This window comes from Aeromonas sobria, from assembly GCF_006243315.1.
GTDB lineage: Bacteria > Pseudomonadota > Gammaproteobacteria > Enterobacterales > Aeromonadaceae > Aeromonas > Aeromonas sobria_A.
On the sequence record NZ_NKWE01000008.1, the window covers coordinates 68,956 to 93,925 of the forward strand.

A 24,970-nucleotide genomic window follows, 5' to 3' on the forward strand; every position below is an offset into this window, starting at 1 on the left:
AATAGTTGGTACCCATGATTAGCACACTGCTTACCAAGATTATTGGCAGCCGGAACGATAGAACGCTCAAGGCTTTGCGCAAAATTGTAAAACAAATCAATGCAATGGAGCCTCAGTTCGAAGCTCTGTCTGACTCTGAGCTGCAGGCCAAGACGGCCGAGTACCGTCAGCGTCTGGAGCAGGGTGAGACCCTGGAGCAGCTGTTGCCGGAAGCATTCGCGACCGTGCGTGAAGCCTCCAAGCGGGTGTTCGGCATGCGTCACTTCGACGTGCAGCTGATCGGCGGCATGGTGCTGGATTCCAACCGCATCGCTGAAATGAAGACCGGTGAAGGTAAAACCCTGACCGCAACCCTGCCAGCGTACCTCAATGCCCTGAGCGGTCGTGGCGTCCACGTGGTGACAGTGAACGACTATCTGGCCAAGCGCGATGCCGAAGCCAACCGTCCGCTGTTCACCTTCCTCGGCATGACCGTGGATTGCAACGTGCCAGGTATGGATGCGTCGCAAAAGCGTGACGCTTATGCTGCCGATATTACCTACGGTACCAACAACGAATTCGGTTTTGACTACCTGCGCGACAACATGGCGTTCTCGCCGGAGCAGCGCGTCCAGCGTCCGCTCAACTATGCGCTGGTGGATGAAGTTGACTCGGTGCTGATCGATGAAGCCCGCACCCCGCTGATTATCTCTGGCCCGGCTGAAGACAGCTCTGCCATGTATACCCAGATCAACAAGCTGATCCCGCTGTTGGTCAAGCAGGACAAAGAAGACACCGAGGAGTACACCGGTGAGGGGCACTACACGGTTGACGAAAAGAACCGTCAGGCCCTGCTGACCGAAAACGGTCAGATTTTCGTGGAAGAGCTGCTCAAGAAAGAGGGGCTGCTCGATGAGCATGACTCCCTGTTCTCTGCCACCAATATCAGCCTGCTGCACCACGTCAACGCCGGTCTGCGTGCTCACACCCTGTTTGAGCGCAACGTGGATTACATCGTCCAGAAGGACGAGATCGTCATTGTCGATGAGCACACCGGTCGTACCATGCCGGGTCGTCGCTGGTCCGATGGTCTGCATCAGGCGGTTGAAGCGAAAGAAGGGGCCAAGATCCAGAACGAGAACCAGACTCTGGCCTCGATCACCTTCCAGAACTACTTCCGTCTCTACAACAAGCTGGCGGGGATGACAGGTACTGCAGATACCGAAGCCTTTGAATTCCAGCAGATTTATGGTCTGGATACCGTGGTTATCCCGACTAACCAGCCGATGGTGCGCAAGGACATGGGCGATCTGGTCTATCTGACCGCCAATGAGAAGTATGCCGCCATCGTTGAAGATATCCGCCAGTGTGTGGCCAAGGGCCAACCTGTACTGGTTGGTACCGTCTCCATTGAAAACTCCGAGTTGCTCTCCGGCATCCTGAACAAAGAGCAGATCCCGCACAAGGTGTTGAACGCCAAGTTCCACGCCATGGAAGCGGAAATTGTCGCTCAGGCGGGCCAGCTTGGCGCGGTCACCATCGCGACCAACATGGCTGGTCGTGGTACTGACATTGTGCTGGGCGGTAACTGGCAGGCAGAGATTGCCACGCTGGAGAGCCCGTCCAGCGAGCAAGTCGCCGAGTTGAAAGCGGCCTGGCAGGTGCGCCACGATGCCGTGCTGGCTGCCGGTGGTCTGCACATTATCGGTACCGAGCGTCACGAATCCCGTCGTATCGACAACCAGCTGCGCGGCCGTTCCGGTCGTCAGGGTGACCCGGGTTCCTCCCGTTTCTACCTCTCCATGGAAGATACCCTGATGCGGATCTTCGCCTCCGATCGCGTGACCGGCATGATGAAGAAGCTGGGCATGGAAGAGGGCGAAGCCATCGAGCACCCTTGGGTCACCAAGGCGATCGAAAACGCCCAGCGCAAGGTGGAAGGTCGTAACTTCGACATCCGCAAGAGCTTGCTTGAATTTGATGACGTCGCCAATGACCAGCGCAAGGTGGTTTACGAGCAGCGCAACGAGCTGCTGGATACCAACGACATCTCCGAGACCATTCACGTCATCCGTGACGATGTCTATGGCGCTGTGATCGACGAGTACATTCCGCCCCAGTCACTGGAAGAGATGTGGGATGTCGCCGGTCTGGAAGCACGCTTGAAGGCTGACTTCGGGCTGGATCTGCCGCTGCAACAGTGGCTGGCAGAAGATGACAAGCTTTATGAAGAGAAGCTGCGTGAGCGCATTCTGGACGAAGCCAACAAGCTCTATAGCCACAAGCAGGAGCTGGTCGGGGTCGAAGTGCTGCGTAACTTCGAGAAGGCGGTGATGTTGCAAACCCTGGATGGCCTGTGGAAGGAGCATCTGGCGGCCATGGATCACCTGCGTCAGGGTATTCATCTGCGTGGTTATGCCCAGAAGAACCCCAAGCAGGAGTACAAGCGTGAATCCTTCGATCTGTTTACCCAGATGCTGGAAACCCTCAAGCGCGATGTAGTCAGCATCCTGAGCCGGGTTCAGGTGCAAGAGCGTGATGTAGAAGTGATGGAAGAGCAGCAGCGCCAGCAGGCAGAAGCCGCTCCCCGTACCTACACCCACGCCGCCGCAGAGAGCCAGCTGGCCGATGAAGAGGCCGCAGGCGAAGAGGGTCACACCACCTTCGTGCGCGACGAGCAGAAGGTTGGCCGCAACGATCCTTGCCCTTGTGGCTCCGGCAAAAAGTACAAGCATTGCCATGGTCAGTTGACCTGATCGATCGCAATGCCATAACAAGGCGGGCCCGGTGCCCGCCTTGTTTTTATCAAACGAGCGAAGACCGCCAGGGTTGTCGATATCAAGCTAGAGCGGATATGAGCGCTAATCAGGGATTGGCGGTATCGAGCAGCTCGATTAAGCAGATAGTGCAAAGGTAACAAGATGGAACAGAAAAAGCGGATCTGGGTGGCGGTTGGCGTCATCGAGAATGAGCAGGGTGAGATCTTTATTGCCAAACGATCCTCCGATCGTCATCAGGGGGATCGCTGGGAATTTCCCGGTGGCAAGGTGGAGTCAGGCGAAGATCTGCTCGGCGCGCTGGATCGGGAGCTGTGGGAAGAGATCGGTATCCGGGTGCAGGATTGTGCACCCTTCATGGAGTTGCAGCACGACTATCCCGAGAAGCAGGTGTTGCTGGATATCTGGAAGGTGACCCGCTTCAGTGGTGAGCCGTTCGGCAAGGAGGGGCAGGAGTGCTTGTGGGTGCCGGTAACAGAGCTGCATCACTATCAGTTCCCTGATGCCAATGGCCCGATTGTGGCGCGGCTACAGGGCACCCTGGCGTGAGCTGGTAACAAGAAAAGAAAAAGGGCCATTCGGCCCTTTTTTCATGTTGCAGAGGTGAGTGACCGTTGGCTTATAGCCACTGATCGCCCTCTTCCGGCTCTGGCAGCAGATCCGGGTTGATCGCCCCGGGGATCCGCTTCTCTTCATCGGCCCATTCGCCCAGATCGATCAGCTGGCAGCGCTTGCTGCAGAAGGGGCGAAACGGGCTCTGCGGACCCCATTCCAGTTCAGTTTGGCAAGTCGGGCACTTAACCTTGGTGACCATCGGGATGTCTCCTTAACAGCAAGCGAGCTGGAACGGCACATCACCAACCAGCTGTTCAGAGGTGGACAAAAACCGCAAGGCAAAGCGATTTTTATGGCCGCTCAGGGTCGGGTAGCAAGAGAGATTGGCTGGCAGCTTGATGCGGATCAGCTCGGCGCTCTCGGCGGTATCCTGGAAGAAGCCGTTGCTGGCAACCTGTTCGCTGAAAGCACCCGAGTCGCGCCATAGCCCCAGTAGCAGGGTAATGGAATTCATCAACAAGTTGATGTCGGCAAGCCAGCCTTGCATCTGCTGGTGACGGGCAATGGCCGGGGTACCGAGCCAGTGGTGCAGTTGCGGCACATCGAAGGCACACAGGCCGCCGGGAATAGAGAAACGCTGGCGGATCGCCGCAAGCTGGCGATCTTCTTTCAGTCGTGCGCCGGGGCGAGGGGACTTGAGCAGACTGCGGGAGAGCTGGCTGCTCTCTTGCTGCATCTGCTTGATCTGCTCCAGATCGACGTCAGGCAAGCTGGCCCAGTGGCTCAGGCGCTGACTGAGGCGCTCCAGATCCTTGATAAGATCGGCGCGCAGGTCACCCCGTTCCAGCAACTCTTGCAGGTCAAACAACCCTTTGAAGAAGGCGATATGTGCCCAAGGCTGGTCGCTCTCCAGATTGTCGCGGATCTGGGAAAACAGAGACTCCAGACGAAGATAGGTCCGGCTTTTTTCATTGAGAGGAAAATCGTAAATCATGCCTAATCCTGGCCAGCCATAAACCGGCCTAGTGTACTCACAGTTGATGGGCTTGTTGAGAGGCAAATGCCAGATATGTTTCGTGCAGCGCCAAAATCCGCGTTTTAATCGCCATTTCGCCGCCATTGTGGTTTTCGATGACATCATCTGCCGCAGCGAGACGCTCTGACCGGCTCGCTTGGGCCGCGATAATCAAACGGGCCTGTTCGGCTGACACCCCATCCCGGCGGCAGGTGCGCTCAATCTGGGTCGCTTCGTCCACATCGATTACCAGCACCCGGTTGGCCAGTGTGGTGAGTTGGTTCTCTACCAGCAGTGGCACCACCAGCAGGCAGTAAGGTGGGCGGGCAGCGGCGCACTGGCGCAGCATTTCATTGCGAATGAGCGGGTGGAGCAGGGCATTGAGCCACCCCTTGGCCTGTGGATCGGCAAAGATCTGTTCGCGCAGGCGGCGACGATCAAGCTGACCGGCCGGATCGATGAGGTCCGCGCCAAAATGCGCTGCGATGGCCGCCAGCGCCGGGCTACCCGGTGCCACTACCTCGCGGGCGATCACATCGGCATCCACTACCTCGATGCCCAGTTCGGCAAACTGGTTGGCGATGGTGGTCTTGCCGCTGCCAATGCCACCGGTAATTGCGACTACATACATGGGTTAGAGCACCATCTGAAGATACCAGTGGGTGATGGTATCGCCCCACAGCAGGGCGATCCAGCCCGCGATGGCGAGATAGGGGCCGAAGGGGATCGGTTTGCCCTGATGGTGCTTGTGCAAGGCGATCAGGCCGATGCCGATAATGGCGCCGACCAAGGATGAGAGCAGCAACACGATGGGCAATGCTTGCCAGCCCAGCCAGGCACCCAGTGCCGCCAGTAACTTGAAGTCGCCATAACCCATCCCCTCCTTGCCGGTGAGCAGCTTGAAGGCCCAGTAGAGGCTCCAGAGCACCAGATACCCGGCCATGGCGCCGATCACCGCATCCCCCAGTGGCACAAAACCACCCAGCAGGTTGAAAAGCAGGCCACCCCACAGCAGCGGCAGGGTGAGCTGGTCGGGCAGCAGCATCTTGTCGAGATCGATAAAGGTGAGGGCCACCAGCATCCAGGTCAGCAGCAGGGCGGCCAGCGTGCCCCAACCCGGGGTAATCACCATGGCAACGGTAACCGAGAGCAAGGCGGTCAACAGCTCCACCAACGGATAGCGAGCCGAGATCGGGGCTTGGCAGTCACGGCAGCGCCCCTTGAGCCAGAGCCAGCTCAGCAGCGGGATATTCTCCAGCGCCGTAATAGCGTGACCACAGTGAGGGCAGGCGGAGCGTGGCACCATCAGGTTGTAACGCTCTGCTGAAGCGGCCTCCTCATCGGGAGCGAAGTAGCCGCGATATTCCGCCTGCCACTCCCGCTCCAGCATGATCGGCAAACGGTGGATCACCACGTTGAGAAAGCTGCCGATCATCAGGGAGAAGAGAAAAACCAGCGAGAGGTAGAGCCAGGGCAAGCTGTGAGCCAGCTCGATAAATAGAGGCATAAGAATAACCGTTACTAACAATGGGTGAAAAAAGGTCTGTTAAACCAGACCGGCTGGATCGCCAGTGTGAACCGGTCTGGTTAGCGCAGAGCAATCGAGCGTTGCAGTGGCAGGGCTCGGGCACGCGGGTCTATCGCGCATCCTTAGCCAATGACATCACCGAGCTTGAAGATGGGCAGGTACATGGCGACCACCATGCCACCAACTAATACCCCGAGCACCACCATGATCAGGGGTTCGAGCAGGCTGGTGAGGCCATCGACCAGATCATCCACTTCCTGTTCGAAGATGGTGGCGACCTTGGAGAGCATATCATCGATGGCGCCTGACTCCTCACCGATCATCACCATCTGGATCACCATGTCCGGGAAGAGATCGACCGTGCGCATCGCCACGTTAATCTGCATCCCTGCCACCACCTCGTTGCGAATGGCCAGCACGGCGGTGCGATAGACATAGTTACCGGAGGCGCCAGCTGCCGAGATCAGCGCATCTACCAGCGGGATACCCGCTGAGAAGGTGGTCGACAGGGTACGGGCAAAGCGCGCCATCGCCGCTTTGTGGAGGATCATTCCGACCACCGGAATAGTCAGTACAAACTTGTCGGTGTTGTCTTTGACCGTTTGCGAGGCGCGCCAGGCACGCACATAGAGGAAGATCCCTAGCCCCACACCGCCAAAAATCAGGTACCACCAGTTCTGCATAAAGCGGGAGATGCCGATGACAAACTGGGTGAAGGCCGGTAACTCGGCACCAAAGCTTTTGAAAATATCCTCGAACTGGGGGATCACGAACAACAGCAGGATCGAGGTCACCACAATGGCCACCAGCATGACCATGGCGGGGTAAAACATCGCCTTCTTGATCTTCGACTTGAGCGCTTCCGATTTTTCCCGGTAGGTCGCGATACGGTCGTAGATGGTCTCCAGTGCGCCGGATTGCTCACCGGCCTCCACCAGATCGCAATAAAGTTCGTCAAAGTGGCGGGGATGGCGGCGCAGCGCCTCCGACATCGGGGTGCCGGTCTCGACATCGGAGGCAATTTGCCCCATCAGCTCGCGCATTGCCGCTTTTTCATGGCTGCGGGCGATGATCTGCAGGCTCTGCACCAGCGGCACCCCGGCAGAGAGCATGGTGGTGATCTGGCGTGACACGATGGCGATATCCATCGGCTTGATCTTGGCGCCCCCCTTGGAGAAGAGCCCCTGGGATTTTTTGGCGACCTTGGTGACGTTGACCCCTTGCTTGCGCAGCTCGGCCTTGACGGTACTGATGCTGTCAGCCTGCAGTTCGCCGGACACTTTTTGTCCTTTGCGATTGACCCCGTGCCAGCGGAAGGCGAAGACTTTTTTTGGCGCATTACTCTTTTTTGCTAGCGTAGCCATGACTGCATCCTGCAATGGGGTTGGTTGTCAGAGCCGGGCTCTGCGCATCACCAACTGGGTCAAGGTGCCCGGCAGGCTTGATGCCTGAGGGGTATTGATAGGGTGGGTGGTACCTTCTTGGCGCCAGCCCAGTAACTTGAATGTCTGATTACTCTGTTGCCGTGGTTATCATCCGTTCCGTATTCGTGAACGACCGATACCCTTTGCCAACCAAACTGATGAAACGCTTCGCCACGCTAACTAGTTGGTGGTCACCCGGTTGATTTCAGCCAGGCTGGTGACGCCGAGCCGGGCCTTCTCCAGCCCGGAGATCCGCAGGGTGCGCATCCCCTCTTTCTGGGCAATGGCGGCAATTTGCAGCGAGTTGGCCCCTTGCATGATCAATTTGGCGATGTTTTCAGACATCAGCATGATTTCGTAGATACCGACTCGCCCCTTGTAGCCCGCCGAGCACTCTTTGCAACCGACCGGTTTGAACAGCCGCAAGCCAGCCGACAGTTGCTGTGAGGTAAAACCCAGCTCCAGCAGTTCGGCTTCCGGCACCACTTCAGGCGCCTTGCAGTGATCGCACAGTTTACGGGCCAGCCGCTGGGCCATGATCAGGGTCACCGAGGAGGCGATGTTAAAGGCGGGCACTCCCATGTTCATCATCCGGGTCAGGGTCTCGGCGGCGGAGTTGGTGTGCAGGGTGGAGAGCACCAGGTGGCCGGTTTGCGCCGCCTTGATGGCGATTTCGGCGGTTTCGAGATCGCGGATCTCCCCCACCATCACCACGTCCGGGTCTTGCCGCAAGAAAGAGCGCAGGGCGCTGGCAAAGGTGAGCCCCGCCTTGGGGTTGACCTGCACCTGATTGACCCCGGGCAGGTTGATCTCCACCGGATCTTCGGCAGTGGAGATGTTCACCTCTGTGGTATTGAGAATATTGAGGCCGGTATAGAGCGAGACTGTTTTGCCCGAGCCGGTGGGGCCGGTCACCAGGATCATCCCTTGCGGCTTGGCCAGCGCCCGCAGGTATTGTGCCTTCTGCCGGTCGTCAAAGCCGAGCTGCTCGATATTGAGGCGGGCCGCCGACGAGTCGAGCAGTCGGATAACGATCTTCTCCCCCCACATGGTGGGCAGAGTGTTGACCCGCATGTCCATCGACTTGTTGCGCGATAGCTTCAACTTGATGCGGCCATCTTGCGGCAAGCGCCGCTCGGCGATATCGAGCCGCGCCATTACCTTGAGGCGGGCGGAGAAGCGATTGGAGAGGTTGACCGGCGGAGTGGCGATTTCATGGAGAATGCCATCGATGCGAAAGCGCACCCGATACTTGAACTCGTAGGGTTCAAAATGCAGGTCGGAGGCGCCGCGTTTGATGGCATCCATCAGGATCTTGTTGATGTACTTGACGATGGGGGCATCGTCATCGGCGGTATTAACGCTCTCATCGAGCCGGCTGTTTTCGTCAGAGACCTCGAGTTCGGAGATCTCGGACTCGTCGATCTCTTCCATGCCGAGGGCATCGTTTTCGCTCTCCAGCAACTTGCCGATGGCGATGGTGAGTTTGTTCTCCTCCACCAGCAGCGCCTCGGTATGCAGGCCGAAGCTGAAGCCAAAGTCCTCCAACGCCGAGACATTAGTCGGGTCCGACATGGCGATATAGAGGGTGTGGCCCTGGGTATAGATGGGCAGCACATGATGTTTCTCAATCAGCTTTTGATTGAGGTACTTCTGCGGGATCTCGGCCAAATCGAAAGCGGCAAGATCCAACAGAGGTACCCCATACTCCAGCTCGCAAAAATCAGCGAGCGCCTTGCTGTCGAGGATGTCGTTCTCGATCAGAAAGGTGACAAAGTGCTTGCGCTGGGCCTTGGCCTGGCTCAGATAGCGCTGGGAGTCCTCTTCACTTATCAGTGAAGAGGCGGCCAAGCTTAACGCCAGGCCGCTATTAGGGCTAGAGGTCATAATGAACCTAGCAAGCTCCACTCGTGACGCATGTACCGCCTTGAGTTGCGTCAGTTTTATCGTGTGCCCAAATCAGCTGACCATTGGTATTCAGTGTGCTCCTAAGAATATAGGTCAATCCCCCAACAGCCGAAGTAGCTGTTGCAGTGATGATGGGGCCCGCAGCTGATGTGCCTGTCGCAAGATTCATTGCTGCGACGACACCTCTATCTGTAGCACCAGTGAAGTTTGCTGGAATTCCATTCGAACTGGCAGCGCATGCAGTTATTGCGGTACCTGATTGAACACATAGTTCTACGGCTGTTTTTACTGGACCAGTTGCCGCAATTACTTCACTAAAGCGAGCCTTCGCTGTATACGTTTGGTACGCTGGCAGCGCTACCGCCGCCAAAATGGCCACGATGGCGACCACGATCATCAGTTCAATAAGGGTAAAACCCGATTGTTTCTTCATTTCGCTGTTCATGGAAAATATCCTTTTATCCTTGGTTCCTGGGAAGTGCCGGTAGAAAATCGTCCGCACGTCAGTATCTTATCCGAGCTATCAGGGGTGGCAACAGAGATCGCGCTCTTTGTTAACCACTTTTCTATCATTTACCAAAAACATGATATAAATCATAAAATAAGCGGCTTCTATCGACTCTTTTTTAGCGGTTTGGGAAGACCCATCATCACACTCCTTTGCTGCGGGATCCTGCATAAAGAAAAGGCGCCTATGGCGCCTTTTGCAAGTTGTTTATCCGGTTAGGTCGAGTATTTGCTCAGTCCCGGTGGTTTGCCTTACTGCTGGATAAAGCGCATGGAGAGATCGAGCGCCCGCACATGCTTGGTCAGTGCCCCTACCGAGATAAAATCGACCCCGGTGGCGGCAAATTCAGCCAAGGTGTCGAGGGTGACATTGCCGGAGACTTCCAGCTTGGCCCGTCCCTGATTGATGGCGACCGCCTCGCCCATCATGGCTACATCGAAGTTGTCGAGCATCACGATATCGGCGTTTGCCTCTAGCGCCTGTTCCAGCTCGGCCAGCGATTCAACTTCCACCTCCACCGGTTTGCCCGGATTGAGGCGGCGCGCTTCGCCAATCGCCTCGGCAATGCCGCCGCAGGCGAGGATATGGTTCTCTTTGATGAGGTAGGCGTCATAGAGCCCGATGCGGTGATTCTTGCCGCCGCCGCAGGTGACCGCATACTTCTGGGCGGTGCGCAGCCCCGGCAGGGTCTTGCGGGTGTCGAGCAGGCGGCAGTCGGTGCCCGCCAGCTCTGCCGCATAGCGGGCGGTAAGGGTGGCGACACCGGAGAGAGTCTGGACGAAGTTCAGCGCGGTACGTTCGCCGGTCAGCAGCAGGCGGGCAGGGCCGTGCAGGCGGAACAACTCTTGGTTGGGGGTGAGCAGCTCGCCATCTTGCACTTGCCACTCGACCTGCACGTCGCCACCGAACTGGGCATTGAGTTGCAAAAAGACCTCGTCCACCCAGGGTTGGCCGCAGAACACCCCGGCTTCGCGGGTGATGATCCGGGCGCTGGCCATCCGATCCGCCGGGATCAGCTGGGCGGTGATATCGGCGCTGGCGTCCGGTTGATCCAGTGTGGTGAGGGCATCGCCCAGATCTTCGAGTAGTGCGGCGCGCACGGCGCGGCTGACATCCTGTTGAAACATGCCTTATTCCTGCAAGGGTCTGAGCAGCAACTGCCGCTCCTTTTGAACCAGCTCCAGCCGACCGAGGGCGTTCATGCCAACCAGCACTTCGTCACCGTCTGCCGCCGGATTGATAAAGATGGCCAGATCGTACAAGGTCAATGGCCCCATCGCCAGCGTTTCGATGGTGCCGTTGCCAACGCGGATCTGCCCCGCGGCGGTATTGACCAGGCTGCCGCCCCGGGCGGTCAGGCCGAGCCGCTCGGCAACCTGCTGCGGTATGGTGACGCGGGTGGCGCCGGTATCGAGCAGCAGTTGCACCGGCTGGCCGTTGATGGCACCCTCCAGACGATAGTGGCCGCTCTGGTCGGCCCGCAGCAGCAGCTCGCCGCTGGCGGTGACGCTCGGTTGCGAGCGGGAGTGGAAGTAGAGGGTCAGTAGGCCCATCAAAGAGAGCCAGGCCAGTAACCACAACCAGCGCGCCGTTTGCTGCATAGCCCATCCATATCGAGCAAAAGATGACTCAGCCTAACATACAATTTCCCGTTGATTCAGCGAGTTGCTGCAGGCTTGCCCATTACAAATCTTCATCTTTTCGCCATTAATCAGCCATATCGAGTAGCCAATGACTCAACTCGCTTCGCAACCTCACTTTTCTATCGATGCCGCTGGTTGGTGCCAGCAGGCGCGCCGGGTGCCCTCTCCCCATCACAACGAACGGGCCGTGCCGGATGATATCTCCCTGCTGGTAGTGCATGGCATCAGCCTGCCGCCGGGGGAGTTTGGCGGCCCCTTTATCGACGATCTCTTTATGGGGCAGCTCGACCCTGACGCTCACCCCTATTTTGCCGGTATCCATCAGTTGCGGGTCTCGGCCCACTGCCTGATCCGCCGTGATGGTGAGCTGGTGCAATATGTGCCATTTGGCGCGCGCGCCTGGCATGCGGGGGTATCGAGCTGGCAGGGGCGGGAGGCGTGTAACGACTTCTCCATCGGCATAGAGCTGGAAGGAACCGACGAGACCCCCTATACCGAGGCCCAGTATCGGGCGCTGGCAAGCCTCGCTCGAGCCATCTCAGGCCGTTATCCGGCGATTACCTGCGAAAAAATTGTCGGTCATTGCGACATAGCGCCGGGGCGCAAGACGGATCCCGGTGCCAGTTTTCAGTGGGATCATCTGCGCCAGTTACTCAATCTTGAAAGTAAATAATAAAATTTAGTTTAGATTTTAAAATCAATGGCTTGCCGAACTGGCAGGCCATTGCCCCCGCCAGTTGCTCAAATGTTATCTGTGAGCGCCATCAAATTTATTGGTCAGACCAATTTCTATGAGCTAAATCATGTTTACCCCGTTTTACCCCTTAAGTGGTGGGGTTGGTTCTTGATTCAGATCATCTTTTGAGTGGACTTTTCAAAAGGCCTCTGCTAATTTTCGCCCCATCCATGAAATTGGTAATACCAATTTAACAAAGTAGCCTCATGCCCTATCGCAAGATTACGCAACCCAAGTTGGCCGACGCCATTGTCGCCGAGCTGGAACAGATGATTCTGGAAGGCAGTCTGCAGTCCGGGCAGAAATTGCTGCCCGAGCGGGAACTCGCCATCCAGTTTCAGGTATCGCGCCCCTCCCTGCGCGAAGCCATTCAGCGGCTGGAAGCGCGCGGGTTGCTTTATCGCCGTCAGGGCGGCGGCACTTATGTGCAGAATGCCTTGAACAAGGGGATCGCGGATCCGCTGTTTGAACTGCTCAGTACCCACCCGGAAGCCCAGTATGACCTGCTGGAGTTTCGTCACGCGCTGGAAGGCATCTGTGCCTACTATGCGGCGTTGCGCGGGACCGAGTCTGATTTCGAGCGCATTCGTCAGGTGCAAATCACCATCGAAGAGGCGGGCCAACTGGGTTCGCTAGTGGCTGAATCCGCCGCTGTCACCCAGTTTTATCTGGCGGTGGCCGAGGCGTCCCACAACGTGGTGCTGCTGCACCTGTTGCGGGCGATGGGCCCGATGCTTGAGCAGAACATTCTGCAAAATAACGAAATTTTGAATCGCCGCCCGGGAGTGGTAGCCAAGATCCGTCGCCATCGTGCGAATCTGATCGAGGCTATTCTTTCGGGGGCTCCGGAGCGGGCCAGAACTGCTTGTCATGAGCATCTGGCCTTTATCGAGGACACCTTGTTGGATATGCAGAGGGAAGAGACCCGGATCCAGCGATCCATGCGTCGGATCCGTCAGCAGGAAAACTAATCCCACAAGGCTTTATTGTCGAATGTTTGCGCCCTTCGCCGCGCAATGCCGTGCAATCACAACAAAATAGGAACCAGCCATGTCTGATATCCTGAAGAACGATGTGGACCCGATAGAAACGCTGGAGTGGCTTGCCTCTCTGGAATCCTTGCTGCGTGAAGAGGGTCCGCAACGCGCTCAGTTCATTCTTGAACAGCTTGCTGAGAAAGCCCGCGCAAGCGGTGTGGACGTGGCTGCCAAGGCAAATCGCGATTACATCAACACCATCCCGTCCAGCGATGAGCCGGACTACCCGGGCGACCTGGAGATGGAACGCCGCATTCGCGCCATCATCCGCTGGAACGCCATGATGATCGTGCTGCGCGCTTCCAAGAAAGATCTGGACCTCGGTGGTCACATGTCTTCCTTCGCCTCTTCTGCGACTATCTATGATGTCTGCTTCAACCACTTCTTCCGCGCTCGCAGCGAGAAGGATGGTGGTGACCTGGTCTACTTCCAGGGTCACATCTCCCCGGGCATCTATGCCCGCGCCTTTGCCGAAGGTCGTCTGACCGCAGAGCAGCTGGACAACTTCCGTCAGGAAGTGGATGGCAAGGGTATCCCTTCCTATCCGCACCCGAAACTGATGCCGGACTTCTGGCAGTTCCCGACCGTTTCCATGGGTCTGGGCCCTATCGCCGCCATCTATCAGGCGCGTTTCCTGAAGTACCTGACCGACCGTGGTCTCAAGGATTGCTCCGAGCAGACCGTTTACGCCTTCCTGGGTGACGGCGAGATGGACGAGCCGGAAGCCAAGGGTGCCCTGACCGTTGCCGTGCGTGAAAAGCTCGACAACCTGGTATTCGTGGTCAACTGCAACCTGCAGCGTCTGGATGGTCCTGTGGTCGGTAACGGCAAGGTGATCAACGAGTTGGAAGGTCTGTTTGCTGGCGCCGGTTGGGATGTCACCAAGGTGATCTGGGGTCGCAAGTGGGATGAGCTGCTGAAGAAAGATACTTCCGGCAAGCTGATCCAGCTGATGAACGAAACCGTGGACGGTGACTACCAGACCATGAAGTCCCGCGACGGTGGCTACATCCGCGAGAACTTCTTCAACCGTTACCCGGAAACTGCCGCGCTGGTCAAAGACATGACCGACGAGGAGATCTTTACCCTGAACCGCGGTGGTCACGATCCTCGCAAACTGTTCGCCGCGTTCAACAAGGCGACCCAGACCAAGGGCAAGCCGACCGTTATTCTGGCCAAGACCATCAAGGGTTACGGCATGGGTGAAGCGGCTGAAGGCAAGAACATCGCTCACCAGGTCAAGAAGATGGAGCTGGACTCCGTGCGTCACCTGCGTGACCGCTTCAACCTGCCGGTGGCCGACGAGCAGCTGGCTGATCTGCCTTACCTGAAGATCGAAGCCGGTTCTGCCGAGCACAAATACCTGCACGACCGTCGCACCGCGCTGAAAGGCTATGTGCCGACCCGTCTGCAGGAGAGCACCACCAAGCTGGAAATCCCGGCATTGGAAACCTTCGGCCCGCTGCTGGGTGAACAGGCGCGCGAAATCTCCACCACCATGGCGTTCGTCCGTTCCCTGAACGTGATGCTGAAAGACAAGTCCATCGGCAAGCGTATCGTACCGATCCTCGCTGACGAAGCCCGTACCTTTGGTATGGAAGGTCTGTTCCGCCAGATCGGTATCTACAGCCCGCACGGTCAGCAGTACACCCCGCAAGACCGTGACATCGTCTCCTACTACAAGGAAGACAAGCAGGGTCAGGTTCTGCAAGACGGTATCAACGAGCTGGGCGCCATGTCCTCCTGGCTGGCTGCTGCGACCTCTTACAGCACCAACGACTGCCCGATGATCCCGTTCTACATCTACTACTCCATGTTCGGCTTCCAGCGTGTCGGCGATATGGCGTGGGCAGCCGGTGACCAGCAAGCCCGTGGCTTCCTGCTGGGCGCGACCTCCGGTCGTACCACCCTCAACGGTGAAGGTCTGCAGCACGAAGATGGTCACAGCCACATCCTGGCCAACACCATCCCGAACTGCGTCTCCTACGATCCGTCCTACGCCTATGAAGTGGCGGTGATCGTACAAGACGGCCTGCGCCGCATGTACGGTGAGAAGCCGGAGAACGTCTTCTACTACATCACCACCCTGAACGAGAACTATGCGATGCCAGCCATGCCGCAAGGCGCGGAAGAGGGTATTCGCAAGGGTATCTACAAGCTGGAAACCGTTGCTGGCAGCAAGGGCAAGGTTCAACTGCTGGGTTGTGGTTCCATCCTGGGTCATGTGCGCACCGCCGCCCAGATCCTGGCGAGCGAGTACGGCGTGGGTTCCGACGTGTTCAGCGTTACCTCCTTCAACGAACTGGCCCGTGACGGTCAGGACGTGGATCGCTGGAACATGCTGCACCCGACCGCCGAGGCTCGCGTACCGTACATCGCTACCGTACTGGGTTCCGAAGCCACCATCGCTGCGACCGACTACATGAAGTCCTTCGCCGATCAGGTTCGCGCCTTCGTACCGACCGAGCACTACCGTGTGCTGGGTACCGACGGTTACGGCCGTTCCGACAGCCGCGCCAACCTGCGTCGTCACTTCGAAGTGAACGAATTCTACGTGGTGGTTGCTGCCCTGACCGAACTGGCCAAGCGCGGCGAGATCGACAAGCAGGTTGTGGCTGATGCCATCACCAAGTACGGCATCGATGCCGACAAGGTCAACCCGCTGTACGCGTAAGAGGATCAAGTGTCGCGCCGCACTGCGGCGCGACACTATCTAGGTTTACAGTAAACGGTTAACGCGCGATACGCGTGAGGGCGGTCAGCCAGTCACGCGGATGCACGCAAGAGGATAAAGCACAATGTCCAAACAGATTATGGTGCCGGATATCGGCGCCGATGAAGTGGAAGTGACCGAGATCATGGTGGCGGTGGGCGATAAGGTCGAGCTCGACCAGTCCCTGATCGCTGTGGAAGGTGATAAAGCCTCCATGGAAGTCCCGGCTCCTGCCGCCGGTATCGTCAAAGAGATCCTGATCAAGGTGGGCGACAAGGTTGCCACCGGTTCCCAGATCATGATCTTCGAAGCAGAGGGCGCAGCTGCCGCTCCTGCTGCAGTGGCCGCCCCGGTTGCCGCTGCACCGGCCGCCGCTCCTGCTGCCGCCGTGCGCAAAGATGTACACGTACCGGACATCGGTGATGACGAAGTCGAAGTAACCGAGATCATGATTGCCGTGGGCGACATGGTTGAAGCTGACCAGTCCATCATTGCTGTGGAAGGTGACAAGGCCTCCATGGAAGTGCCGGCACCGTTCGCAGGTCGCGTGGTCGAGATCAAGGTTGCCACTGGCGCCAAGGTCTCTACCGGTTCCCTGGTAATGGTCTTTGAAGTGGCTGGCGCTGCCCCTGCTGCCGTTGCTGCTCCGGCTCAAGCCGCCGCTCCCGTGGCTGCTGCCCCGGTTGCCGCCGCTGCCAAAGAGGTCAACGTACCGGATATCGGTGGCGACGAAGTGGAAGTCACCGAGATCATGGTTGCCGTGGGTGACAAGGTTGAAGCTGACCAGTCCCTGATCGCGGTTGAAGGTGACAAGGCCTCCATGGAAGTGCCTGCACCGTTCGCCGGTGTTATTAAAGAGATCAAGGTGAAGGCGGGTGACAAGGTCTCCACCGGTTCCCTGATCATGGTCTTCGAAGTGGCTGGCGCAGCTCCTGCCGCCGCCCCGGTGGCACAAGCTGCCGCTCCGGTCGCAGCTGCACCCGTTGCCGCGGCTCCGGCACCGGTTGCCCAGGCTGCTGCCGCTACCGATTTCGTTGCCAACGATGCTTACGTGCACGCCTCTCCGGCGGTACGTCGTCTGGCCCGTGAGTTCGGTGTCAATCTGGCCAAGGTTAAAGGTTCAGGTCGCAAAGGCCGCATCGTCAAAGAAGACGTGCAAGCCTATGTGAAGGATGCCATCAAGCGCGCCGAATCCGCTCCGGCTGCTGGCACCGGCACTGGCAACGGCATGAGCGTTCTGCCGTGGCCGAAGGTTGATTTCAGCAAGTTCGGTGAAGTGGAAGAGGTCGAGCTGACCCGGATCCAGAAGATCTCTGGTCCTGCCTTGCACCGCAACTGGGCCATGATCCCTCATGTCACCCAGTTCGACGAAGCTGATACCACCGAGCTGGAAGCGTTCCGCAAAGAGCAGAACCTGATGCTCGAGAAGCAGAAGTCGGACGTGAAGATCACCCCGCTGGTGTTCATCCTGAAAGCCGCCGCCAAGGCGCTGGAAGCGCACCCGCGTTTTTGCAGCTCCCTGTCTGAAGATGGCAGCCGGATTATCATGAAGAAGTACATCAACATCGGTGTGGCGGTGGATACCCCCAACGGTCTGGTGGTTCCGGTGGTGCGCGATGTTAACAAGAAGGGCATCATGGAGCTGTCGCGCGATCTGGCCGAGATCTCCAAGAAGGCCCGTGCCGGCAAGCTGACCGCTGCCGACATGCAGGGCGGTTGCTTCACCATCTCCAGCCTGGGTGGCATCGGCGGTACCAGCTTTACCCCGATCGTCAACGCGCCGGAAGTGGCTATCCTCGGTGTCTCCAAGTCCGAGATGAAGCCGAAGTGGAACGGTAAAGAGTTCGCGCCGCGCCTGATGCTGCCGCTGGCTCTGAGCTACGACCACCGCGTGATCGATGGTGCCGATGGTGCTCGCTTCATCACCACCATGAACGGCGTGCTGTCCGACATTCGTCGACTGGTCCTGTAAGTGAGAGGGCGGGCCCAGAGCCTGCCCTTTTTACTTCTCATTTCATTAACAGGATTGTAAACTTGCCCCGTTTTTTCACGGCCGCAGCCGCCCTCTTGTTTAAGTAAAAAGTAGGCTTGAGACTGCGCCGTCCGGGGATATAAGAACGACAAAGAGGTCATGATGAGTAAAGAAATCAAAACTCAGGTCGTAGTACTGGGTGCTGGCCCTGCCGGTTATTCCGCTGCTTTCCGTGCGGCTGACCTGGGTCTGGATACTGTTATCGTCGAGCGTTACTCCACCCTGGGTGGCGTCTGCCTGAACGTGGGTTGTATTCCCTCCAAGGCGCTGTTGCACGTTGCCAAAGTGATTGAAGAGGCCAAGGCGCTGGCCGAACACGGCATCATCTTCGGTGCCCCGCAAACCGACATCGACAAAGTCCGTCTGTGGAAAGAAAAAGTCATCAACCAGCTGACCGGCGGTCTGGCTGGCATGGCCAAGATGCGTAAAGTTCAGGTTGTTAACGGCTTTGGTAAATTTACCGGCCCGAACACCCTCGAAGTAACCGGGGAAGATGGCAAGACCACCGTCACCTTCGACAACGCCATCATCGCCGCCGGTTCCCGTCCGGTGAAGCTGCCGTTCATCCCCCACGATGACCCCCGCGTATGGGATTCTACCGATGCGCTGGAGCTGACAACCGTGCCTGGCAAACTGCTGGTTATCGGTGGCGGCATCATCGGTCTGGAGATGGGTACCGTTTACTCCTCGCTGGGTTCCGAGATCGACGTAGTGGAATTTGCTGACCAGCTGGTTCCGGCTGCCGACAAAGACATCGTCAAGATCTACACCAAACGCGTGGCCAAGAAATTCAACATCATGCTGGAGACCAAGGTCACCGCAGTTGAAGCCCGTGAAGATGGTCTGTATGTCTCTTACGAAGGCAAGCACGCCCCGGCCGAGCCGGTACGTTACGACAACGTGCTGGTGGCAGTAGGTCGTGTGCCGAATGGCAAGCTGATGGATGCCGAGAAGGCCGGTGTGACCGTGACCGAGCGCGGTTTCATCGAGGTGGACAAGCAGCTGCGTACCAACGTGGCGCACATCCACGCCATCGGTGACATCGTTGGTCAGCCGATGCTGGCTCACAAGGGTGTTCACGAAGGCCACGTTGCCGCCGAAGTGATCGCCGGCAAGAAGCACTACTTCGACCCGAAAGTGATCCCGTCCATCGCCTATACCGAGCCAGAGATGGCGTGGGTCGGTGTGACCGAGAAGGAAGCCAAGCAACAAGGGCTGAACTTCGAAGTCGCCACCTTCCCGTGGGCTGCATCTGGTCGCGCCATTGCGTCTGATTGCTCCGACGGTATGACCAAGCTGATCTTCGACAAGGAGAGCGGCCGCGTCATCGGTGGTGCCATCGTCGGTACCAACGGCGGTGAACTGCTGGGTGAAATCGGTCTGGCCATCGAGATGGGTGCTGACGCCGAAGATATCGCGCTGACCATCCACGCTCACCCGACTCTGCACGAGTCAGTGGGTCTGGCTGCCGAAGTGTTCGAAGGCTCCATCACCGACCTGCCGAACGCCAAAGCCAAGAAGAAAAAGTAATTTTCTTCCCCCGCTAGCCTGAAAAAGCCGCTCAATTCGAGCGGCTTTTTGTTTTCTCCGTAAGCCCGCCGACTTTTCTAACGCCAAATATGCTAAAGATAGGTTTTATCACGGACGAGAGATACCCATGCTAGAGGCTCCTATTCCACCCGATGAGGCATTGCGACTGGACACCCTGCGGCGGCTCTCTTTGCTTGATACCGAAGCCGAGGAGCGGTTTGACCGACTGACCCGCATGGCCCGACGGGTGTTTGATGTCCCGATCGCGCTGGTGAGCCTGGTAGATGAAGATCGCCAGTGGTTCAAATCCTGTATCGGATTGGAGGTCAGTGAGACCGCGCGGGATATCTCATTCTGCGGCCATGCCATCATGGGTAATGAGACCTTCATCGTACCCGATGCCTCCCTTGATCCCCGTTTTGCCGACAATCCGCTGGTGGTGGGCGGGCCTTGCATCCGCTTCTATGCCGGACAGCCACTGCAGATCGCCAACGGTTGCAAGCTGGGGACGCTCTGCATCATAGACACTGTGCCGCGGGAATTGAGTGACGAAGATGTGGGGCTGCTCAAGGATCTGGCGGCGATGGTGGTGCGGGAGCTCGAAGCGGTACAACTGGCCACCATCGATGAGTTGACCCGGATCTCCAATCGGCGCGGGTTCGTGATGTTGGCAGAGAAGAGTCTCTCGCTGGCCAGTCGCTTGCAGATGCCACTGGCGTTGCTCTATCTGGATCTCAATGGTTTCAAGGGGATCAATGATCGCTGGGGCCATGCGGAAGGGGATCGGGCCCTGATCGTCTTCGCCACTCTGCTCAAACAGGCTTTTCGTGGTGCTGACGTGTTTGCCCGCATGGGAGGCGATGAGTTCGCCGTCCTGCTGCCCAATGTGGTGGAGGCGCAGGCGCAACTGGCTTATGAGCGTTTCAACGCTATCTTGGCCGAGCACAATCGGCAAAGTAGTTGCGGTTATGCGCTGGCCTGCAGTACCGGGATCGTCAGCTATGACGGACGCGGTTGTGTATCGCTGGCCGAGCTGCTCACCCGTGCCGATGAGCTGATGTATCAGCGCAAGCGGGATGGCAAGCGCTGACGGTTATACCGACGGAGCAGCCACGAGAAACAACAGAGAGCGCCACGGCGCTCTCTGTTGTTGATGGTTCACGTCAAGGGAAGGATCAGAGCCGGAAGTTGCCAACCAGCTTGTCCAGCTGACCGGAGAGCTGCTGCAGGCTGCGGCTGGACTCGGTCAGCTGGTGGGCGATATCGGCGGTCTCCATGGTGAGCTGGTTGATATCCTCTACGTTGCGGTTGATCTCGCCGACCACGCTGGACTGCTCCTCGGTGGCGGTGGCGACCTGGATATTCATGTCGTTGATCTGGGTGATGTGGGCGGTGATCTGGCCGAGGGCCGCGTTGGCTGCATCGGCCTGATTCACCACTTCCAGACTCTGGTTGCGCCCTTGTGCCATAGCACTGACGGCGCGGGCACTCTGCTCCTGCAAGCGGTTGATCATCCCCTGGATCTCGGCGGTCGAGGCGGCGGAGCGGTTGGCCAGATTGCGTACCTCATCCGCCACCACGGCGAAACCGCGACCCTGTTCACCGGCGCGAGCGGCCTCGATGGCAGCGTTCAGTGCCAGCAGGTTGGTCTGCTCCGAGATGCTGCGGATGGTTTCGAGGATGCTGCCGATGGAGTCGGTCTGGCTTGCCAGCGACTCGATGACCCCAGCCACCTGTTCAATATCGCCGGAGAGCCCGACGATACCGTGGCGCGCCTGCGCCACCACTACCGCCCCCGCATCGGCCTGATCGTTGGCCTGTTTGGCAACGTCCGCTGCCAGCGAGGCATTACCGGCGATCTCGCTCACCGTGGCCCCCATCTCGTGGATGGCGGTCGCCACCTGCACGGTGCGGTCGCGCTGGGCGGTACAGTTGTGCTGGGTCAGCTGCGCCTTGTTGGCCACCTCGTTGGCGGTGTCGGCGAGCTGGCGGGAGTTCTCTGCCACCTGCTCGATAGAGGCGTGGATCTTGGCGACGAAGTTGTTGAAGCCGGTGGCGACCTGACTCAGCTCGTCACGCCCCTCCACCTTGAGGCGCTGGGTGAGATCCCCATCGCCGCTGCCCAGCTCCTTGAACAGGCGGGCCAGCTCGTTGAGCGGCCGACTGACCGAGCCTGCCAGCAGCACTCCCATCAACCCCATGGCCAGCGCAATCACCAGCGAGATCATCAGGATCTCGTTTCGGGTCTGATCCAGCTCGGCATAGATCTCGGCTTGTGGCACCTGGGCCACCAGATACCAGTCGAGCAGCGGGATATAGCTGCTGGCCAGTACCATGGGCTCGCCGTTCACCTCGGCGTTGATGACGGCAAAGGGGCGTTTGGCCAGCAGGCTGCCGGTATCACCGCTGGCAATGCTGCCAAGGGTGTCACGTTCGATGCGGTTGGCCTCGGGGTGCAGCTTCACCTTGCCGCTGCCATCGACCATAAAGACGATGCCACTCTCTTCCAGCCGGAAGTTGGCGACCATGGTCACCATGCTGTCGAGGGATTTGGCAAAGCCGGCCAGCCCGCGACCGTTGAGCTGCTGGAAGTTGACGAACAGCTTCACCTCGCCGTTGCTCTCGCGAAAGATGCTGAGGGTCATCTCCTTCTGGCTCTTGGTGTAGCCATAGAACCAGCCATCCTGTGCGGGGGTCAGGTTGCGCAGAAAACCATCCTGGTTGTAGTAGGCGGCGGTTTGGCGATCGGCGAAAGAGGCAGTCACCAGACCATACTGGTTGGCCACATCCTTGAGCTGGTTGATGAGGATGGGCTCCTGCTCTTTGGGCATGCCCCGATCCACCCAGTCGAGGATGAAGCGGTCGGTGGCCAGTTGGCGGGCGGCCTGGGCGATGCCGTGGAGATCCTGTTCAATCTCCTTGCTGATCCGCTGGGTCAGGTTGGGCAGCTCCTGCTCGAACATCCGGTTTTCGATCAGTTGCTGGGCCGAGCGTTGACTGAAGTAGCCTACCAGCAGGCAGGAGACGACCACGGCCAGAGTGACCGTAGCCAGTATTTTCTGTTTAAGAGTGAGGGTTGCCAGCATAAACGTGCTCAAAGGGTGGAGGGTTGACGACCCTCATATTAGCGGCAGCGCAGCCCCACCCATGAGGCTGGCACTCCTTTATTTGTGGATTACGTTTGCGCTCACAGAGGTGGCTGCTCGCCCCTCCGGCATGCTGGCCGCGCAGGATGCTGATTGGCGGTTGCGCTAACCGCCACGCTCCTTATAGTAGAAGCCATCTTTGGTGACTGACCCCCTGAATAATATGGAAAATATGATGCGCAGCTTTGGTGCGGGATGGACCCGTCTGCTTTTGATGTTGGTGGCGCTCAGCCCTCTGCTGGTTCACGCCGCTGATGGTGGTCGTCCCAAGATTGCTCTGGTGCTCAGCGGCGGCGGCGCCAAGGGATCCGCCCATATCGGCATCCTCAAGGTGCTGGAGCAAAAGCGTATTCCGGTCGACATCATAGTGGGTACCAGCATGGGCTCCTACGTGGCGGGCATGTACGCCATGGGGCTCAGCGCCGAAGAGGTGGAGCGCACCACCCTGGCCATTGACTGGAACAAAGGCTATCAGGACAAAGTTGGCCGTGACGAGCTCTCTTTGCGCAAGAAGCAGCAAAACGAGCAGTACCAGCTGCGTACCGATATCGGGGTCAATGGCGATGCAGTGCAGTTAGCGGATGGCTTCTTCCAGGGCCAATCCATGGCCAGTCTGCTGCGGGGGGCGACCTCCAACCTGCCGGTGCAGCACAGTTTTGATGACCTGCCGATCCCCTATCGGGCGGTAGCGACCGACATGGAGACAGTCACCCCCTTTGTGCTGGGGAGCGGCAGCCTCGCCAAGGCGATGCAGGCCTCCATGTCTATCCCGGGGGCGCTCAAGCCCGTCGAGTGGGAGGGGCATATTCTGGCGGACGGGGGCAGTGTCAACAACATGCCGGTGGATGTCGCCAAGGCGATGGGGGCCGATGTGGTGATCGCGGTGGATATCAGCGCCAAGCTGCGCACCCGGGAGTCCCTCAAGTCTGGTCTGGCGATGATCGATCAGCTCACCACCTACATGACCCAGGTGGGCACTGAAAAACAGAAGGCGCTGCTGGGGCCTCAGGATATTTTGCTAGTACCCGAGTTTGGTGGCATGGGGATCGCCGACTTCGCCCGCATGCCGGAGGGGATCAAGATGGGGGAGGCGGTCGCCGAAAAGGCAGCGCTGCAGCTCGATAAGCTGTCCCTCAGCAAGGAGCAGTACACCGCCTATCGCAACCAGAAATTGAGCCGTCGTGCCGAACGCAGTGGTCAGCCCGCCTACTTTATCGACAAGGTGGAGATCATCAACAAGTCGCGCCTCTCTGATGAGACAGTGCGCGCCATGCTCAAAGTGCGGCCCGACAAGGTGCAGACCAACGAGAGTCTGGAGGCGGGGATTCGTCGCCTCTATGCCCTTGAGTCGTTTGATCGCATCACCTATGAGGTGGAAGAGCGCGATGGGGAGAATGTGCTGGTGGTGGATGCCAGCGAGAAGAGCTGGGGGCCGGGTTACCTCAACTTTCAGTTTGGCTTCTCTGATGACTTCGAGAACACCTCCAACTACAACGTTGGCATGTCTTATACCCTCACCAACGTCAACGATTGGGGGGCCGAGTGGCTGACCGAGGCATCGCTGGGCACCGCCAAGCACATCAAGACCAACTTCTATACCCCGCTCGAGCCTTCCCAGACCTTCTATGGCGAGGCCAGTCTGGCCTATGACCAGACGCAGCGCCGGCTGTTCTTCCCCGACCCTGACCCCTCGTCAGTGCAGCTCAGTTATCTCGACTCTGAATACTCTTTCTTCAGCACTAATGTCGCTGTTGGCTGGAATCGCCAGCCATGGAGCCGCTTGTCGATGGGGCTGGAGGGGCAGACTGGCAAAATCGATGTGAAAAATATCAATGACCTGGAGGTGGATGCCAATGCATGGGGCCCTTATGCCCGTTTCGAGCACGATACCCTGGACAGCCGCTATTTCCCTTACCAAGGGGTTAAGTGGGATATGAAGCTGGGCTATTCCCACGTCGATCTGGCTGGGGATCCCTCCGAGAGCTCCCGCAGTGAGGGGTGGAACTATCACCTCTCCATGATCAAACCCTGGTCTTGGGACCGCCATAGTCTCAACCTTATCCTCGAAGGGGGCGGCTCAGGCAGTGAAGAGGTGGTGCCGCTGCACATTCAGGATCTGGGGGGGCTGTTCCGCCTATCCGGTTTCCAGCGTTATCAGCTGAGTGGTCGCTACAGCCTGTTTGGCGGCTTGCGTTACATCTATCGGGTGGCTGACAACGACTTCGGCGCGCTCAAGGTGCCGCTCTATCTGGGGGGATCCATCGAGCAGGGCGGGGTCTGGAACAAAGGCGATGATATCAGCCTGGAGAGCTCGTTTACGGCGGGCTCTGTCTATGTGGGAGTCGAGAGCTTCCTTGGCCCCATCTTCCTTGGCTACGGCATGGCGGAGGGGGGCAATGATGTCTTCTATCTGCAATTGGGCAGTACGTTCGAATAATG

At 58.4% G+C, this 24,970-nt stretch carries 19 protein-coding genes; 9 read left to right on the forward strand and 10 right to left on the reverse strand.

Annotated elements, in window-relative coordinates:
- Window positions 1-14 precede the first annotated feature (14 nt).
- Both secA and mutT read left to right on the forward strand, forming a co-directional pair.
- Window positions 15-2,735 (forward strand): preprotein translocase subunit SecA, encoded by a 2,721-nt coding sequence (gene secA, locus CF137_RS02570; RefSeq protein WP_139717677.1) that lies wholly within the window; start codon window positions 15-17, stop codon window positions 2,733-2,735.
- Between the two features lie 165 nt (window positions 2,736-2,900).
- Window positions 2,901-3,305, forward strand: a complete 405-nt coding sequence (gene mutT, locus CF137_RS02575) for an 8-oxo-dGTP diphosphatase MutT (RefSeq protein ID WP_139717679.1) — start codon at window positions 2,901-2,903, stop codon at window positions 3,303-3,305.
- A 70-nt stretch (window positions 3,306-3,375) separates the two neighbouring features.
- On the opposite strand, the gene yacG is transcribed toward mutT, so the two are convergent.
- The 9 genes from yacG to CF137_RS02625 all read right to left on the reverse strand — a co-directional run bounded on the left by yacG (window position 3,376) and on the right by CF137_RS02625 (window position 11,295).
- Window positions 3,376-3,570 (reverse strand): DNA gyrase inhibitor YacG, encoded by a 195-nt coding sequence (gene yacG, locus CF137_RS02580; protein WP_042019568.1) that lies wholly within the window; start codon window positions 3,568-3,570, stop codon window positions 3,376-3,378.
- A 12-nt stretch (window positions 3,571-3,582) separates the two neighbouring features.
- The gene (gene zapD / locus CF137_RS02585; RefSeq protein ID WP_162515793.1) at window positions 3,583-4,305 is read right to left on the reverse strand and encodes a cell division protein ZapD; all 723 of its coding nucleotides are present in this window, start codon (window positions 4,303-4,305) and stop codon (window positions 3,583-3,585) included.
- Between the two features lie 37 nt (window positions 4,306-4,342).
- Entirely contained in the window at window positions 4,343-4,957 is a 615-nt protein-coding gene (gene coaE / locus CF137_RS02590) for a dephospho-CoA kinase (protein WP_101320364.1), read from the reverse strand.
- Between the two features lie 3 nt (window positions 4,958-4,960).
- Window positions 4,961-5,833, reverse strand: coding sequence for a prepilin peptidase (locus tag CF137_RS02595; protein ID WP_139717683.1), 873 nt, complete (start codon window positions 5,831-5,833; stop codon window positions 4,961-4,963).
- 143 nt (window positions 5,834-5,976) lie between these two features.
- The gene (locus tag CF137_RS02600; protein ID WP_068978945.1) at window positions 5,977-7,218 is read right to left on the reverse strand and encodes a type II secretion system F family protein; all 1,242 of its coding nucleotides are present in this window, start codon (window positions 7,216-7,218) and stop codon (window positions 5,977-5,979) included.
- 240 nt (window positions 7,219-7,458) lie between these two features.
- Window positions 7,459-9,165, reverse strand: a complete 1,707-nt coding sequence (gene tapB / locus CF137_RS02605; RefSeq protein WP_139717685.1) for a PilB family type IVa pilus assembly ATPase TapB — start codon at window positions 9,163-9,165, stop codon at window positions 7,459-7,461.
- A 7-nt stretch (window positions 9,166-9,172) separates the two neighbouring features.
- A complete protein-coding gene (locus tag CF137_RS02610) occupies window positions 9,173-9,619 on the reverse strand; it encodes a pilin (RefSeq protein WP_139717687.1) in 447 nt (148 codons plus the stop codon).
- Window positions 9,620-9,945: 326 nt separating this feature from the next.
- The gene (gene nadC, locus CF137_RS02620) at window positions 9,946-10,821 is read right to left on the reverse strand and encodes a carboxylating nicotinate-nucleotide diphosphorylase (RefSeq protein ID WP_139717689.1); all 876 of its coding nucleotides are present in this window, start codon (window positions 10,819-10,821) and stop codon (window positions 9,946-9,948) included.
- Window positions 10,822-10,824: 3 nt separating this feature from the next.
- The gene (locus tag CF137_RS02625) at window positions 10,825-11,295 is read right to left on the reverse strand and encodes a retropepsin-like aspartic protease family protein (RefSeq protein WP_139717691.1); all 471 of its coding nucleotides are present in this window, start codon (window positions 11,293-11,295) and stop codon (window positions 10,825-10,827) included.
- 130 nt (window positions 11,296-11,425) lie between these two features.
- Between CF137_RS02625 and ampD the strand changes: the two genes are divergently transcribed.
- From ampD to CF137_RS02655, 6 genes are all read left to right on the forward strand, one after another.
- Complete coding sequence (gene ampD / locus CF137_RS02630) at window positions 11,426-12,010, forward strand: 1,6-anhydro-N-acetylmuramyl-L-alanine amidase AmpD (protein WP_139717693.1); 585 nt, start codon at window positions 11,426-11,428, stop codon at window positions 12,008-12,010.
- A 269-nt stretch (window positions 12,011-12,279) separates the two neighbouring features.
- A complete protein-coding gene (gene pdhR / locus CF137_RS02635; protein ID WP_042019553.1) occupies window positions 12,280-13,044 on the forward strand; it encodes a pyruvate dehydrogenase complex transcriptional repressor PdhR in 765 nt (254 codons plus the stop codon).
- 79 nt (window positions 13,045-13,123) lie between these two features.
- Entirely contained in the window at window positions 13,124-15,784 is a 2,661-nt protein-coding gene (gene aceE / locus CF137_RS02640; protein WP_042019551.1) for a pyruvate dehydrogenase (acetyl-transferring), homodimeric type, read from the forward strand.
- Window positions 15,785-15,908: 124 nt separating this feature from the next.
- On the forward strand, window positions 15,909-17,795 hold the full coding sequence (gene aceF / locus CF137_RS02645) for a pyruvate dehydrogenase complex dihydrolipoyllysine-residue acetyltransferase (protein WP_139424002.1): 1,887 nt from the start codon (window positions 15,909-15,911) through the stop codon (window positions 17,793-17,795).
- A gap of 162 nt (window positions 17,796-17,957) precedes the next feature.
- Window positions 17,958-19,385: a dihydrolipoyl dehydrogenase gene (gene lpdA / locus CF137_RS02650; protein ID WP_042019549.1), complete on the forward strand. Its 1,428-nt coding sequence runs from the start codon at window positions 17,958-17,960 to the stop codon at window positions 19,383-19,385.
- A 127-nt stretch (window positions 19,386-19,512) separates the two neighbouring features.
- On the forward strand, window positions 19,513-20,475 hold the full coding sequence (locus CF137_RS02655) for a GGDEF domain-containing protein (RefSeq protein WP_139717695.1): 963 nt from the start codon (window positions 19,513-19,515) through the stop codon (window positions 20,473-20,475).
- Between the two features lie 85 nt (window positions 20,476-20,560).
- Here the strand turns inward: CF137_RS02655 and CF137_RS02660 are convergent, their stop codons facing one another.
- Window positions 20,561-22,471 carry a methyl-accepting chemotaxis protein gene (locus CF137_RS02660; protein ID WP_139717697.1) on the reverse strand — a complete coding sequence of 637 codons (1,911 nt, stop codon included), beginning with the start codon at window positions 22,469-22,471 and terminating at the stop codon, window positions 20,561-20,563.
- 235 nt (window positions 22,472-22,706) lie between these two features.
- Between CF137_RS02660 and CF137_RS02665 the strand changes: the two genes are divergently transcribed.
- Entirely contained in the window at window positions 22,707-24,968 is a 2,262-nt protein-coding gene (locus tag CF137_RS02665; protein ID WP_139717746.1) for a patatin-like phospholipase family protein, read from the forward strand.
- Window positions 24,969-24,970: the final 2 nt, after the last annotated feature.